The 16,086-nt window shown below is 34.0% G+C and carries 17 protein-coding genes; 6 read left to right on the top strand and 11 right to left on the bottom strand.

Annotated features, from left to right (window positions below):
- The first annotated feature begins 77 nt into the window (after positions 1-77).
- Positions 78-821, top strand: a complete 744-nt coding sequence (gene pyrH, locus AABL52_RS18160; protein ID WP_000806134.1) for a UMP kinase — start codon at positions 78-80, stop codon at positions 819-821.
- Positions 822-873: 52 nt separating this feature from the next.
- Here the strand turns inward: pyrH and cls are convergent, their stop codons facing one another.
- From cls to AABL52_RS18190, 6 genes are all read right to left on the bottom strand, one after another.
- Positions 874-2,085: a cardiolipin synthase gene (gene cls / locus AABL52_RS18165; RefSeq protein ID WP_341518129.1), complete on the bottom strand. Its 1,212-nt coding sequence runs from the start codon at positions 2,083-2,085 to the stop codon at positions 874-876.
- Positions 2,086-2,196: 111 nt separating this feature from the next.
- Positions 2,197-3,342, bottom strand: a complete 1,146-nt coding sequence (locus AABL52_RS18170) for an ABC transporter permease (RefSeq protein ID WP_341518130.1) — start codon at positions 3,340-3,342, stop codon at positions 2,197-2,199.
- Between the two features lies 1 nt (position 3,343).
- Positions 3,344-4,453 (bottom strand): ABC transporter permease, encoded by a 1,110-nt coding sequence (locus AABL52_RS18175; protein WP_341518131.1) that lies wholly within the window; start codon positions 4,451-4,453, stop codon positions 3,344-3,346.
- Between the two features lie 37 nt (positions 4,454-4,490).
- A complete protein-coding gene (locus AABL52_RS18180; RefSeq protein ID WP_341518132.1) occupies positions 4,491-5,429 on the bottom strand; it encodes an ABC transporter ATP-binding protein in 939 nt (312 codons plus the stop codon).
- A 136-nt stretch (positions 5,430-5,565) separates the two neighbouring features.
- Positions 5,566-6,666, bottom strand: a complete 1,101-nt coding sequence (locus tag AABL52_RS18185; protein WP_341518133.1) for a sensor histidine kinase — start codon at positions 6,664-6,666, stop codon at positions 5,566-5,568.
- 4 nt (positions 6,667-6,670) lie between these two features.
- Positions 6,671-7,309 (bottom strand): response regulator transcription factor, encoded by a 639-nt coding sequence (locus tag AABL52_RS18190; RefSeq protein WP_000694099.1) that lies wholly within the window; start codon positions 7,307-7,309, stop codon positions 6,671-6,673.
- 283 nt (positions 7,310-7,592) lie between these two features.
- On the opposite strand from AABL52_RS18190, the gene AABL52_RS18195 reads away from it, so the two are divergent.
- The 4 genes from AABL52_RS18195 to exsE are packed head-to-tail and all read left to right on the top strand — an operon-like array spanning position 7,593 to position 10,531.
- Positions 7,593-8,075, top strand: a complete 483-nt coding sequence (locus AABL52_RS18195) for an RNA polymerase sigma factor (RefSeq protein WP_255254381.1) — start codon at positions 7,593-7,595, stop codon at positions 8,073-8,075.
- Positions 8,072-8,515: a hypothetical protein gene (locus tag AABL52_RS18200; RefSeq protein WP_097843254.1), complete on the top strand. Its 444-nt coding sequence runs from the start codon at positions 8,072-8,074 to the stop codon at positions 8,513-8,515. The genes AABL52_RS18195 and AABL52_RS18200 overlap by 4 nt, the downstream gene beginning before the upstream one ends.
- Complete coding sequence (locus AABL52_RS18205; RefSeq protein ID WP_097843255.1) at positions 8,508-9,578, top strand: hypothetical protein; 1,071 nt, start codon at positions 8,508-8,510, stop codon at positions 9,576-9,578. The genes AABL52_RS18200 and AABL52_RS18205 overlap by 8 nt, the downstream gene beginning before the upstream one ends.
- The gene (gene exsE / locus AABL52_RS18210; RefSeq protein WP_341518134.1) at positions 9,575-10,531 is read left to right on the top strand and encodes an exosporium protein ExsE; all 957 of its coding nucleotides are present in this window, start codon (positions 9,575-9,577) and stop codon (positions 10,529-10,531) included. Before AABL52_RS18205 ends, exsE begins: the two co-directional genes overlap by 4 nt.
- A 29-nt stretch (positions 10,532-10,560) precedes the next feature.
- Here the strand turns inward: exsE and AABL52_RS18215 are convergent, their stop codons facing one another.
- Complete coding sequence (locus AABL52_RS18215; RefSeq protein ID WP_341518135.1) at positions 10,561-11,808, bottom strand: DUF445 domain-containing protein; 1,248 nt, start codon at positions 11,806-11,808, stop codon at positions 10,561-10,563.
- A gap of 160 nt (positions 11,809-11,968) precedes the next feature.
- Entirely contained in the window at positions 11,969-13,309 is a 1,341-nt protein-coding gene (locus AABL52_RS18220; RefSeq protein WP_341518136.1) for a D-serine ammonia-lyase, read from the bottom strand.
- A 150-nt stretch (positions 13,310-13,459) separates the two neighbouring features.
- Here AABL52_RS18220 and AABL52_RS18225 point away from each other — a divergent pair, with 150 nt between their 5' ends.
- Entirely contained in the window at positions 13,460-14,005 is a 546-nt protein-coding gene (locus tag AABL52_RS18225; protein WP_000427651.1) for a helix-turn-helix domain-containing protein, read from the top strand.
- A 50-nt stretch (positions 14,006-14,055) separates the two neighbouring features.
- On the opposite strand, the gene AABL52_RS18230 is transcribed toward AABL52_RS18225, so the two are convergent.
- From AABL52_RS18230 to ccdA, 3 genes are read right to left on the bottom strand one after another with little or no spacing between them, the layout of a single operon-like run.
- Positions 14,056-14,736 carry a prolipoprotein diacylglyceryl transferase family protein gene (locus tag AABL52_RS18230; protein WP_341518137.1) on the bottom strand — a complete coding sequence of 227 codons (681 nt, stop codon included), beginning with the start codon at positions 14,734-14,736 and terminating at the stop codon, positions 14,056-14,058.
- Between the two features lie 15 nt (positions 14,737-14,751).
- A complete protein-coding gene (locus tag AABL52_RS18235; protein ID WP_242257000.1) occupies positions 14,752-15,306 on the bottom strand; it encodes a TlpA family protein disulfide reductase in 555 nt (184 codons plus the stop codon).
- 18 nt (positions 15,307-15,324) lie between these two features.
- The gene (ccdA, locus tag AABL52_RS18240; protein ID WP_000990434.1) at positions 15,325-16,038 is read right to left on the bottom strand and encodes a cytochrome c-type biogenesis protein CcdA; all 714 of its coding nucleotides are present in this window, start codon (positions 16,036-16,038) and stop codon (positions 15,325-15,327) included.
- Positions 16,039-16,086: the final 48 nt, after the last annotated feature.

The raw sequence follows: 16,086 nt of genomic DNA on the forward strand, positions 1-16,086 counted from the left end.
TTTTCATTTTCTTAAAAAGGAACAAAGGCATTTGCCTTTGTTCCTTTTTTATTGCGATTTATATAGGGGGAATTGTTATGAAGCCATACAAAAGAGTCTTAATTAAATTAAGCGGCGGCGCACTTGCTGATCAATCCGGAAATAGCTTTAACTCCAAACGATTAGAACATATCGCAAACGAAATTATATCCATTATTGACTTAGGTATCGAAGTATCCATTGTCATCGGCGGCGGTAACATTTTCAGAGGTCATCTAGCTGAAGAATGGGGAATTGATCGTGTAGAAGCTGATAATATCGGGACATTAGGTACAATCATTAACAGCTTAATGCTTCGCGGCGTTTTAACAAGTAAAACAGATAGAGAAGTACGCGTTATGACTTCCATCCCATTTAATGCAGTAGCAGAGCCTTATATTCGCCTCAGAGCAGTACATCATTTAGATAACGGTTATGTTGTCATTTTTGGCGGTGGTAACGGGCAACCGTTCGTTACGACAGATTATCCAAGTGTTCAAAGAGCCATTGAAATGAATAGTGACGCAATATTAGTCGCAAAACAAGGAGTAGATGGCGTCTTTACTAGTGATCCAAAACATAATAAATCAGCGAAAATGTACAGAAAACTAAACTATAACGATGTGGTTAGGCAAAACATTCAAGTCATGGATCAAGCCGCTTTATTACTTGCCCGTGATTATAATTTACCCGCACACGTCTTTAACTTTGATGAGCCTGGTGTAATGAAACGAATTTGCTTAGGTGAGCATGTGGGGACATTGATTAATGATGATGCTTCATTGCTTGTGCATGAAAACTAATTACTTCTCATAAAAAAGGGTGTCTATAAAAGACACCCTCTCCCATTAACCTTTATAAATAATACTCCACCATCCCCCCCAACTTTTCCTTACAACGCTCCCAAAACGATAACTTCTCAAAAAATTCTTTCGTCATTTCTTTTGAATCATGAAAATCCTCCGTTAACGCCTCATTAACTTGCCCTACAATTGAACCACCATGAATATACAAATTCATTTCATCATTTATATTGAAACTTCGTGAAGTAAAATTTGTTGTACCGATAACAGTTAGTTCATTATCAATTAACATTAGCTTCCCATGAAACATCCCTTTTTTATAACCATATACTTTAATTCCATTATTAACAGCTTGACGAATATACGGATACGCCGCCTCTTTAATAAGAGGAATATCTGGTTTATATGACCAAAGTATTTTTACTGTAACACCACGTTTTTGCGCTTCAATTAAAGCATTCATCAGTTTTTTATTTTTTGCTATAAAATAAGGCGTTGTAATGACAATTGAATGCTTCGCCTGAGTTACTAACTCTATATATTTTTCAACGACGTAATGTCCATTGTAGCTAACCATCGTATGTAGTGTATTCCCTTTACTCGCTTTATTCGTACTTCTTTTTATATGTTCTTTCGTATCTCGTTTCCAATCTAAAGCGAATTGCTCTTCTAAATCTTTTGCTCCTTCTCCTCTTATCCGTACATGATAGTCACGCCAATATCCAAATCGCTTATCTTTTCCTAAGTACTCATCTCCTATATTAAAACCACCTGTATATCCAATTTCTCCATCAATCGTCGTAATACGGCGATGATTACGATGGTGAAGTGAATAAAAACCGAATGGCAATTGAGGTTTTCTACTATATGTAAAATGTACACCACTTTCCCGCAATTCATTTATCTTCTTTCTTTCGAATGATAAATCATTAATACGATCAACGGATAAATAGACGTTTACTCCTTCTTTTGCCTTCTCTTTTAATAAGTTTAAAAAAGTATGGCTACTTTTATCATCAGACAAAATAAAAAAGTACGTGTAAATAGATTGTTTCGCTTCTTTTATATCAGTAAATAACTGTTTATAAAATGACTTCCCTTCTACATATAATTGAAAATCACTATGATGAGGTGCATACTCTGTCGGCATATTTTTCCCGGCTTCCATTTTCCGTCCAATCGTAACGTCAATATGCATCCAAATTAATATAAAAATAACAATCGCAATAATAATAGAAGTAACTCGCAATATTTTTTTAATCATTTTAATTTCCTTCCGCTCATTTTTCTTTCCACCCTTCTATTTTGTCATTCCAATTTAGATTTCATGCTTCATACAAAAAAGGATGCGACTTAACGTCACATCCCTTTTCCATTAAACAAAGTTTCTCGCATCATTATTTCTTCCAAACTTATAAATAGCAATTAAGAAGAATGCTACCGCAAAGGCGAGTAAGATTAAAATATTTAAATACAAATCTGAAATTGAAATTCCTTGTTGTAGTTTTGATACTGTGTCTAATAGCCATCTCTGCGGAAGAAAATCAGCTACTTTTTGTACCGCTTTTGGCATAATGTCATACGGAAAATAACATCCAGCCAGTAAACATGTCGGTACAATAATCATATTTTGCAGTGCATTTGCTGATGCTGAGTTTTTCGAAAAAGCGACAAGGACTAACGATATTCCAATCGCTATTAAAGCAAATAGCATGAGTACACCAATCATCACTATGAAAGGCATATTGATATTTATATGAAAAACATTCGTTAGGAATAAGATTGTAATCAGAATTTGTACTGTTAATAGCATCATATTTACCCCGACATTAGATAATATGAACTTCTTCCCATCTATCGGCGTTGATAAGAGTCTAAAATACGTTCTATTTTCTTTTTCTTTTAAAATATAACCTGATAAGTTCGCTGCTGAAAATAGCATAAACATAATAAGATAACCCATCGTTTGGTTTGTCATATCTTTATTTTTCGAAGTATCTTCTAACGTCTCCGTTTTCATTTTAATAGAACCTTTTTGATATCCTGCGTACATACTATCAAATGCACTTTGATCTGTACCTGCTACATTACTAATAGCTGCTACATTATCAACATAATTGTATAAATATGATTTTATAAATCCTGTTACTTGATCACCTTTAATCGATGCAATTTCAATATGAGCTGGTTTCCCTTCTCGAACACTTTTTGAAAAACCAGAATCTAATGTAATAACTCCATCAAGTTTTTTGGAAGTGAGTTTATCTTCTACTTCAGATTCTTTAATTTCACTTACCTTTACATGATTTAATCCTTCTAAAAATTTCACCGTATCATTTGCTATAGATTGATTTTCTTTATTTATAACCCCGATATTTAACGTCCCTTGCCCCACATTCCCATACATTGAGAAGGAGATTAGTGTTCCGATTATTGGCAAACTAATAATAATGAATAACCCTTTTTTATTTTTCAAAAGTACAGATAACGTTTTTTGTATGAGCCATAAAATATCTTTCATACTATAGCCCCTCCCGTCTACGTAATGCAATAATCGCAATTAATAAAAAGAATGCTGAAATTCCAAGGTTTAAACATATTACTGGCAGTGCTGCTCCTACATCATTTGCATAAATAATTTTCATGACAGCTGTGTTTGCCCACGTTAATGGTGATAAATTCGTAACAAAATTTTCTTCTATTACGAAATATGCACCACCAAAAATAGAAGCTAATTGCACAATAACCATAATAATCGCTCTAGATGATTCCGGTGTTTTTGTAATATATCCAATTCCTAAACCAAAGCTAATTGCTAGAAAGACTTGTGTTAATAAAATAATAAATATGATTCCAAGATGGTCGCCCCAATTCGCTTGAAAAACATATTTACTAAATAACATAACGAGTAATATGCACAGGGCATTTGCTACTAGGCTACCAAGTACTTTTCCAATGAATATTTCAGCCTTACTTATAGGTGCAGCAATGAGACGATCTCCCGTTTTACGTATTCGTTCTCCTCGAATTAAAGAACTCGCTCCCATCGCAGCATATAGTGCAATCATCGTTGTCATTACAACCGCATAGTAATCCATAGAACCTGGTTTTTTCGCAGCTTGTAAAGATGTTTCTTTTATATAATCATTATGATTTCCATTTGAAATAACTGCGCTCACCTTACTAGGATCAACTTTTGCAACTTCGGCCGCTACATTGTACTTATCAACAAATGTTGTAAGCATGCCTTCCACAATACTTCCCTCAATACTACTTTTGTCACTTCCGTACAATTTTGCACCATCTTTATTTAACTCTACATAAGCAGCATATTTATTTTGCTTCACTTCTTCTTTCCCATCTATACTGCCGGAAGCTTTTTTAAAATGAATACCCGATTTATCGACTTCTTTCGTAAATGCTGCAAACGTTTGAGAAAGTGTACTACTCGCTTCATCTTTATACAGCACTTGTATATCCTTAATCGATTGACTATCACTATTAAATGCATTCGTTAACGCAGTTCCTAACACAAGCATAAGCACAATCGGAAATGCTAACATAAAAACTAAAGTTCTTACGTCCCTGAAATCTCTTTTAATATGCATAATTGCAATATTGAAGATGTTCAATTGATGAACCTCCCTTTACCTTTTCTTCATTTACCTTTTATTTATCTCGTAAGTTTCTTCCAGTCAACGTAAGGAATACTGTTTCTAAGTTTGGAGCCTGCTCCTCTAACGAGCGGATTTCAATATCATGATTAATGAAGTGCTGAATAATTTTATTTAAATTGTTTACTCCTGCATCCGAGTTTACTTTAATTACGTTCTCTTCAATTTGAACAGCTTTCACACCATTTATCTCTTTTAACTGTTCTACATCTAAATTTTCTACTGACTTCACCTCAACCCAAATATCTTTCGTATCAGTAATAATCGCTTTTAACTGTTCTTTCGTACCTTCTGCAATTACTTTACCGTGATCTACAATTGCTATTTTCGTGCAAATCTCTTCTACTTCTTCCATGTAGTGGCTCGTGTAAATAATGGTACTTCCCATTTCATTTAATTTTCGAACAGACTGGAGAATATAGTTTCTTGACTGTGGATCAATTCCCACTGTCGGCTCATCCATAATAATTAACTTCGGTCTATGAGCGATCGCACAAGCGATATTCAGTCTTCGTTTCATCCCGCCAGAAAAGTTTTTCGGGTAACTTTTATGTTTATCACTAAGCCCTACAAACTGAAGTGCTTCCTCTACTCTTGCTTTTAGATCAGCTCCTCTTAACCCGTACAATCCAGCAAAGAATTTCACATTTTCATAGGCAGTTAACTCTTCATAAATCGCAATATCTTGCGGAACGATTCCTATATTCATCTTCGCAAATCGACTATGTTTCTTTATATTTTTTCCTAATATGCTAATTTCACCTTCATTACTTCTTAACAACCCAGCAATCATATTTATCGTTGTACTTTTACCAGCACCATTTGATCCTAAAAAGCCAAATATCTCTCCTTCTTTAATAGATAAAGACATATTATCTACCGCGATGAAATCACCAAATTTTTTCGTTAAATTTTTAATTTCTAATGTATTCATCATTTCACCCCTATTTCGGTTTCTCTGCTATTAGTATAAACAAAAAAAATGAACCTGCTCAGTGCAGAAGTTCATTCTTTTCACATGAGATTATTCACTTTTTTCATATGAGATGATTCATCCTCGTCATAATTTCCTATATGGGCAACAGCATCGTTACTGAAAAACCACTTGTTCCGTCTACAATAATTTTTCCGTTTACTGACGCTGTTCGCTCCTCCATCCCCATAATCCCGAGACCTTTCTTAACGAGAGCTGCACCTTTTCCATTATCCTTCACTTGTACTTTCACCATCTTGTTAAGTACATGAATATCAATTGAAATGACTGTCGCATCAGCATATTTCATCGCGTTCGTTAGTGCCTCCGTAACATTTTCACCGATAATCTTCCACTGAATCGGTGAAATCATATCTAAATTCCCTTTATATACGAAAGGAATATTTATATCATGCTTACCGGCAAATTCCTCTATGAATAATTTCATACGATGAATACCAATTTGCTCAGTTGGTGGCTTCATATTTTTTAATGTAACCCGAATACTTTCAATTCCATCTTTCGAAATATGAATTGCATTTTGTAATAACTCAGCAGATTTTTCTTTATCTATCCCCATTAATCTCTTTGCTGCTTCCATTTGAATTAGCGCCCCTGTCATCGAGTGGCCAATTTTATCATGAATTTCTTGAGAGAGCCGGTTTCTCTCTTCTAACTTAAATGTGTACTCTGATTGCTTTATGTACTCTTTATTTTCATGTAAGCTTTTCGTCAGCCTCTGCATATCTTTTCGCATCTTATCATTTTGCGATTCAAGCTTTAATACACGCGATATATACCGTTCTGCCATAGTTAATATGATGAAAGAAAATGCAACAATTAATCCATATGTCATTCGAATACTTTCATCCGTAAAGATAATAGGAATCATCATAATGAGAAAGAGCTGCCATTTCTTCTCTATATAACGAAATATAATTTCATATAAGTTCAATGGTAAAAACAAAATAAAAAACGGATGAACCTTCCATGTAAATAACATAACTACGCAAATTGACACAGAAGTTAATATGTTTTTGTACATATCTTTTTTAAATATAGAAATCAGCACGTTTATAGAAAGATATAAAAGCAAAGTCAGTATAATCCATGGTAAGTTCGCGACATTTAAATAAATGTAACTAAACACAATATATATAAAGACAATTAATTTACTTACAGTTAACCAAAATTCCATATCTTTAATCTACTTTCCCTGTTAAGTAATAAATCGCAATTTGTGTACGATGTTCTAGTCCAGTTTTCCCTAAAACTGATGTAATATAATTTGCAATCGTTCCTTCTGATATGAAAAGTTGCTTTGAAATTTCTTTATTCGAGAAACCTTTCGCAATTAATGCGATAATACTAAGCTCTCTTTCTGTAAAAAGACTTGTATCTATTTTACATTCTTCCTCTTTGCTTTCCATTAAATTGCACTTAATTTTATCAAGCACTACATCTTGCATAACAGTTTGACCGTTATATACTCCTTTTATTGCATCACGAATACGCTCTGGATCATTATTTTTTAATAAATAACCTTTCGCTCCGTTTTTTACTGCGTCCAAAATATATTCATCATCATCGAACGTCGTTAAAATTAGCGGTTTCGTTTTCGTCTCTTCACAAATGAATTTCGTCGCCTCTACCCCATTCATGTTTGGCATACGAACATCTAAAAGAGCGATATCAACGTCGTTCTTTTTGCAATAGTCCACTGCTTCTTTCCCATCATTTACTGTATCTACCACTTCGAACTCTTCATATGTATTTAAAATAATTTTCATGCCTTCTCTAATAAAAGAATTATCATCTGCTATTAATATTTTTATTTTCATGTTTGTTAGTATGGACCTTCCCCTACTAACATTCACATCCTTTCTTCCCGTAACATTTCCCACTTGCTCATTATATACTCCTTTTTACCATTTTTTCACACCTTTTTTCATATAGCCTCCTTTCTAAAAATATATTATTCTTTTTTTACAACATGTGTAGGGTGACCAGTCATTTCTTACGTCTATATAATAGAATGCGTCAAAAAGGAGGGAGAGACCCATTGAGGAAAAACAATTAATTGAAAAAGCACAGCAAGGAAGCGAACATGCTTTTCGTATCCTTGTGCAAACATATCGTCACTATATTTTCCAAGTTACCTTTTCCATTTTAAGACATGAAGAAGATGCGAAAGATGTTACACAAGAAGTATTCGTAAAAATTCACGCCTCTCTCCCAAATTATCAATTTCGCGGATTAAAAACGTGGATGGCGCGTATTGCCACCAATCACGCTATTGATTATAAGAGAAAAAAAGCTAGAGAAAACGAAGAACTCTCCTTATGTAAAGAAACCGAGGAAAATATAAAATCCTCTCATAATATTGAGGCTTTATTATTGACGAAAGAGCAAAAATTACTCATTGCTCAAAAACTGAGAGAACTTCCCGAAAATTATCGTGACGTCGTTCTCTCACATTACCTAGAAGAAAAAAGCTATCAAGAAATTGCTTTGCAAGAAAATATCGAAGTGAAAACAGTCGAAATGAAACTGTATCGGGCAAGAAAATGGATTAAAAAACATTGGAAGGAGGAAGAGTTTCTATGACGCATTATTCAAAAGAAGATTGGCGCAATTATACTTTAGATTTTATAGAAAACAATGAACGTGAATCTATGGAAGAACACCTTTATGAATGTGATCATTGCTTAGCGCTTTATATAGAAAGTATCGATGATCAACATGAAAACCTTCCAATGATAAATGATGATTCATTTACGCACGAAGTTATGACGCAAATTGATTTTGAAACGCTACAACCTAATGAAAATATAAAAACAAACTCACTAAAGCGAACGATTATTCACTACATAATTGCAACCGCAGCTACAATTATTTTTATGGTAAGTGGTTTATTCCAATATATTTTCACAGCAACATCAAATTTCGAGAAATCTTCAAAACATAACGAGTCTTCCATCTCACAACAAATTGTTAACAAATCGGTAGACACATCAAAAAAGGACGGAGGTTTAAAACATGAATAAAAATCCCTTTTTAGCACTTGTATTAGGGCTAATTCCCGGGCTTGGACATTTATATTTAAAGAAGTTTGGACGGTTTATTTTATATAGCGGAGGGGCTGTATTTCTATTTATCTTTGCAGCATTTTGTACAATAGCATTAGGAGCGCGCGATATTGCTTTTCTTTCTCTATTTTTACTAGTCATATTATGGGCGATCAATTTATTAGATTTAGTCATCACTATTATTAATCAATCGAAAAAACAAGCAACCGGAGAATTTACAGAGTCCTCTAAAGAGAGCGAACGATTTTATATCATTCTTCTATCAATCATCCCTGGACTTGGACATTTTCAATTAGGGCTTATGCAACGTGGACTTACATTTTTAGTAGCTTGCACAGGAATCGGAAGTATGATTATTTTCGTTGCACTTTTAACATCGCAAGAAAGTTTTCTAATCTTCCTTATTACATTACCTGTTTTATGGATTTACAATTTCTTCGATGTTGTTCAGCAACTCCAGAAAAAAGAACGTGGCGAGCAACTAGATGATCGTACTATTTTCGAAGAGTTTGAAGAGCATCGTGAACAAGGAAAGAAAAATAAAACATTCGCTTCTATTTTAGCGATGTTCCCCGGAGCAGGACATATGTATTTAGGTTTACAACGCCGCGGACTTCAGCTTATGGCAGCCTTTTTACTTTCCATCTATTTACTTGACTTATTAAGACTTTCTGCGTTTTTATTTTTAGTTCCAATCATTTGGTTCTATAGCTTTTTTGACGCTTTACAACAAACCGCAAAGTATGGAAAAGAACGTGTAAATGACGAACCTATCATTGATTATTTTATCAATCATCAAAGATGGATCGGTATTGGGTTAATTACACTCGGTGGGTATTATTTATTAGATCAAACCGTCCTTCCTATTTTGAATGATTACTTTGCAACTATATTTAACATTCATCTTAGCGAGCTATATTATCGCTATTTCCAAACATCTATCGTTGCACTCCTTTTAATTGGTGGCGGCTTTAAATTGTTAATTGGAAATAAAGAAAACAAAGGTGGTACAAAAGAATGAGAACATGGCGCGTTGGAACATTTTCAATGGGGCTTTCTATTATTTCATTAGGTTGCTTCTTACTATTTTCAGTTATAAAAGGTACTGAGGTATTAGATTCCTTAACAGCATGGTGGCCTGTTTTACTTATTATACTTGGCGTAGAAATTTTACTATACCTTCTATTTTCTAAGAAGGAACAAACCTTTATTAAATATGATATTTTTAGCATTTTCTTTATCGGCGTTTTAGGAAGCGTTGGAATTGCTTTTTACTGTTTATTATCAACTGGATTACTAGATGAAGTTCGTCATTCTATTCATACCACTCGCCAAACGAGCAATATTCCAAGTGGACAAATTGATATACCTGAATCTATCAAAAAAATTGTAGTGGATGCAGGACAGCACCCTCTAACAATAGAGGGAAACCATACAAATCAAATTCACCTTCTTGGAACATATGAAATGACGACGAAAGCTAATGAAAAACTTAATTTAAAACAAGAAGATTTCCTTTCAGTTCAAACAGCTGGGGAAACGATGTATATCACTTTAAAATCATTACCAGTTCAACATACGTTATGGAATTCAGCACCACAGGTAAAACCAACACTCGTTCTTCCGCAAAATAAAAATGTAGAAGTTCGCGCTTCAAATAACGAACTATCCCTTTATCCAGGTCAATTACAAAATAATTGGTTTGTACAGGAAAGTTCACATGTATCTGTTCATTTAACGAAAGAAAGTGATATATCTTTAATCGCCGTAACAAACAAAAAAGAAGCACACGGAAACACACCTTGGGAACAAGTTGAAGATTTAACGAAAAAAGAAGAGAATACTTCAGAAGAAAATAAAGAATTCAACGAGCAAGAACATTGGTATAAAAATTCGATTAAAACAGGAAATGGGACGTACAAGTTAAATATTGAAAAGGCTTATAATATCAATATGAGTATTATTGAAAAATAAAAACCTTCCACAATTGTGGAAGGTTTTTCTCATATAATCGCTTTAATTCCTTCTAACACTAATCCAATCATAAATCCGCAAACAGCCCCGTTTACTCGGATCCACTGTAAATCTTTACCGACGTTATTTTCAATCATTTCGATTAATGTTTTATCATCTAACTTATCAAGGTTTTCTTGTACAAGTTTTCCGATTTTTGAATGATTCTTCTCCACAAGTGTGACAACTTGTTTTTGTAACCACTCTTCTATTTTTTGAACAGTTTGTTCATCTTCTTTTATTTTATTCATTTGTGTTTGTAAAAATGGAATAACATATTTATCCGTAAATTCTTCATTTTTCACAAAAGTAATTGCCCTTTGTTGTACTTGCTCCAGCATCTCTTTAATTTTGTCAGTAGCATCCCAATTGGCAATCCATTTTTCTTTCCAATTTTCTAATTCTTGTAGTAACGCTTCATTTTCTTTTACATTTATAATTTCTTGGCGAATTTTCGATAATATAAGTTGTCTTGTGCTATTATCTGCATCTTGTAAGCTGTTAATATTGCTAATGATAAACTTCTGCAAAATGCCGCCAATTTTATCTTCATCTACAATATTCATAAATGATTTCAAAGTAAACTGCAAGAATCCATCTACTTTTATGTTTTCCATCGCCTTCATACCTAAGCTTCCGAGCTGGTAACGTGCTTCATCTTGCGCTGTCCAATCTTTCACTTTTACTAATATGTAATCAAGTGTCTTTTCATCATATTCTTGCACAACTAATTGATCAACAAGCACTTGTAAGATGTTACTTGTATTAATTGTATGCAAATACGTTTTGAGTTCTTTTTCAATAATAACAGCTAGCTTTTCTGTATCTATTGAAACAATCGCTTTCTCAGCAATCGTTACAATTCCTTTTTTCACAGCATCAGACTGCATTTCTCTCTCAGCAATTTGCAGCACCATTTGTGCTAGCTGCATTTCTTTTACTTTATTCGTAATACTTTCTTTCGTCAGCCACTCATTTTCTAACGTGTTAATGAGCCCTTTCGTTACTCGTTTACGATTTTTAGGTAATAACGCTGTATGTGGAATTGGAATTCCCATCGGATGACGGAATAATGCTGTAACTGCGAACCAATCCGCAAGTCCGCCAACTAACCCAGCTTCAAATCCCCCTTGAATAATCTCTCCAGCTACCGTTCCTTGAAAAGGGATAGAAGCGGCAAAACCTACTCCCATAACCCCAAGCGAAATACCCGCTATATATTTAGTCTGTAATGACATCGTATACACATCCTCTTAATTATGTAAAATAAAGCTTTTTTGTTATATGTATTTCATATTCGTTCTTTATATCTATACTATAATGAACTAATGCGAAAATAACAAAGAATTTATAATAATACATATGTCATTTAAATAAAAAAAGAGGCCACAATTAGCCTCATTTTTCTAATATTGTTAATGCTTCACCTGTTTTATAATATCCATTCACCACATCTTTTGGAACCATGCTACCACCAGTTCCCCACACAATATGAGTACCTTTCTTCATCTTCTCTGTTAACTGTTGTTTTTGTAAATACCCATCTTCTTTACATACTTTCACTGGCCCTATCATACCAGCTAATGCAGAAGGCTCTAAATAAATATCTTCTGTATCAGCTAGTTCTTTCAACAATCTATATAACTCTTCATCATTTACTGTGTAATTTCCACTCAGAAATGGTTCCATCGTTTTACCGACAAATCCAGACGGTCTTCCTACCGCTAGTCCGTCCGCATCTGTTACATTATCAATCCCGATATCTTGAACAGCAATTTTATCATGCAGTCCTGTCATTAAACCGAGTAACATACAAGGAGAGTGCGTAGGCTCCGCAAAGAAACAGTGCACGTTGTCTTTATACAATAACTTTAAACCAAATGCAACTCCGCCAGGTCCGCCCCCTACTCCGCACGGAAGGTAAACGAATAAAGGATGTTCTTCATCTACTACAATCTCTAACTCTTCTAATTGTTTTTGTAAACGCGATGCCGCTACTGCATATCCTAAAAATAAATCATGGGAGTTTTCATCATCTACAAAATAACAGCTAGGATCTGCATCTGCTTGCCTTCTTCCTTCTTCTACAGCTTTACTATAATCAGCTTCATATTCAATAACATTTACACCTTTGCTTCTTAATAAATCTTTTTTCCATTGTTTCGCATCTGCTGACATATGAACCGTTACGTTAAAACCTAACTTCGCACTCATGATCCCAATGCTTAATCCTAAGTTTCCTGTCGAACCTACCGCAATAGAATAAGTGGCAAAAAACTCTCTACATGTATCACTATCTAAAATGGCATAATTATCTTCTTCTGTTAACATACCATACTGCAAAGCTAATTGTTCAGCATGCTTCAACACTTCATAAATGCCGCCTCTAGCTTTAATTGACCCTGATATCGGAAGATGACTATCACATTTTAATAATAATTCTCCTAAAATAGGTTGCTCGTAATGTTTCTCTAAAGCTTGTTTCATTGAATGGATTTTGACTAAAGGTGATTCAATTATGCCTTTCGTCTCTTTCGTTTCTGGAAAAACTTTCGCAATATATGGTGCAAAACGCTTTAACCTCTCTTCGGCATCTTTTACATTTTCTTCATTCAATGGAGAATCTTTTATAGCCGTTTCATACTTTGCCATGTTCGGATTCAGCCAAAACACTTCTTCTGTTTCGATTAATTTATTTATTAGTGGATGTTCCTCTTTTAAATTCTCTAATCCGCTCATTTTTCTTCCTCCTCATAACCTTGTAGCTTACGATTCAATAAATTATAATTAAATTAATTTTAATATAGTTTAACACAAATTATTCGCTTTGGTTAATTTTAATTTAATTTATTTAAATATAATTTAATAATAATTAAGGAGCTTTTCATTATGGAAAATATAGATATTGGTAAAAAGATCGAAAAACAAAGAAAAGAAAAAGGTTTAACGAGTAAAGAACTCGCAAAGATGGCAGGTATTACACCATCTATGTTAAGTCAAATTGAGCGTGGGTCTGCTAACCCTTCTATTCAAACATTAAAAGTACTCGCAAAAGCGTTAGATGTTCCAACATTTAGCTTTTTACTTGAAGATACAAATACAGACGATTTAATTGTACGTTCTCATAAACGAAAAAAAATGATTATCGATAATTTATCATATGAATTGTTATCACCTGATTTCACAGGAAATTTAGCAACAGCAATTATGACTGTTCCGCCGAATACAGCTTCATCAGAAAATGTACTAGAACATAAAGGTGAAGAATTGGCATTTGTATTAGACGGGACAATCACATTACATTTAAACGAAGAAGAATACATATTAGAAACAGGTGATAGCGTAAAAATACCCGCCTATTTAAAACATAAATGGGTAAATCAATTCGAGAAAAATGCCATTGTTTTATTTTCCGTTACTCCGCCGATTTTTTAATAGATGTAATAAAAATAGCCACGTGCGGATTCCTCCGTACATGGCTATTTTTATTTTTTCGGCACCAACAAAATCCCTAAACTCATAACACAAAAACTGAGTATTTGCTGCATCGATAAACCAAATAGAACCGAATTTTGTTCACTAACAAGCGAAATAATAATATGAGCAAACCCCTCAATAATTAGAAAAACACTTATATTCTTTCCATTTCCGATTCTTTCATTTTTCATCCATAACAAGCCCAGTATACAAAGGCCAAGGATGATTTCATATACGAAAATGGGATGATATAAAAATTTAGATTCATATATTTTCACACCCCAAGGCAGTGTCGTTTGTACACCTATTTTGTGGTGGAATAGAAAATAAAAAATAATACTCATACATAGCCCAATAGGCAATGCATCAAGTAAAATCCGAAGCGAAAATTGCTCTTTTTTACTTTTCCAAACAATATATGCACTCGCAATTACACAGCCTGCTATAATATGCTTCATACTTCCTATAGCTAATAGTGCTTGCAATGGCGATTTAAAAGCCCATACTGGATTTATAATTGCCGGTGCAAATTTCCATACAAATACGATGATAAGAAAAGCATTTGTTACTGCATCCATCATTTTTTCATATGGTACACTTTCGTTCTTCATCTTTCGTTTCATCAACATAAATCCAAATAGACTTCCAATTATAAGAGATACAGGTTGTAACCTCACGATCCACTCCATCAATACAAAATCCCCTTAACTCTCAATTAATTTCTTAAATTTCTCTTCTAATTGATCTGGAGGTAATACACCTCGTACTTGCTCTACGATAATTCCATCTTTATTAACAAAAAATGTCGTTGGTAACGAAAATACTTTATAATCTAATCCAGCTACTCCGTCCATATCTAGTAAAACAGGAAACTTAAATCCGTGACGATCTGCAAACGCGCTCGCTTCTTGTACCGGATCTCCAATTGTCGCATTTACCGCAAAAATTTCAACATCCTTTTTATATTTATCATACATATGAACTAAGTCAGGTGCCTCCATTTCACATGGGCCACACCACGATGCCCAAAAATTAATAAGATATGGTTTTCCTTTTGCATCATTTAACGAATGCAGCTTCCCATCTAATCCTTTTAATGTTATGTTTGGCGCTTTAAATCCTACTTGTGGTAATACTTCTGTTTCTTGTAACTCCGCTTGCTTTGCTTTTCTTTCTTTTTCTTCTTTTTTTGTATTATAAAAATTCACACCTGCCCAAATTAGCGCACCGGCTAGTATAATCGCAATTAGTTTCTTCACTTTTCTTCCTCCTCATTATTAAAAACCTGTAAATCCACCGAATAGGCGAATAAAGAATGCTGTAATTTTCGTCATTTGATTTGTATACAATAAAACACCTGTTATAATCATCATTCCGCCGCCAATTTTCATCATGACATTGGCATATGTAACAATCCATTTTACCTTCCCAATAAAGAATGCCATCACGAAAAACGGAACCGCGAACCCAAGAGTATATGCGGTAATATAAAGAAGTGCTCCTTCAGGATTCGTCGCACCAAGCATGAGTACAGCTGAAAATATCGGTCCAACACATGGCGTCCACCCCGCTGCATATGTCATACCGACTATAATAGAGCGAATATACCCAGTCGATTTACTTCTATACTGCACTTTTTTCTCTGCCATAAGCCACTTAGGTTGAAATAAGCCCGTCATAAACAATCCCATCAAAATAATGAAAATCCCACCAATTTGTTGAATCAATTTTTGGTTAGATGAAAATGTTATTCCAATCCAACTTACCGATAAACCTAACGCATAAAATATAACCGAAAATCCAATCACAAAAAATACGGTATGCATAATCGCTGATTTTTGCATCATTCCACGATTATCTTTTAAATCTTGAATAGAGACACCTGTAATATATGATAAATAAGATGGATATAGCGGTAAAGAACATGGTGATATAAATGACAATACCCCTGCCCCAGCTACAAGCCAAATTGTTAAATCTGCTGCATTCATTTTATTCCCCCTAAACACACTACAATGAGTAGTGTTAATTCTTAAAAA

Source organism: Bacillus paramobilis, from assembly GCF_038096195.1.
In the GTDB taxonomy this organism is placed as follows: Bacteria; Bacillota; Bacilli; order Bacillales; family Bacillaceae_G; genus Bacillus_A; species Bacillus_A mobilis.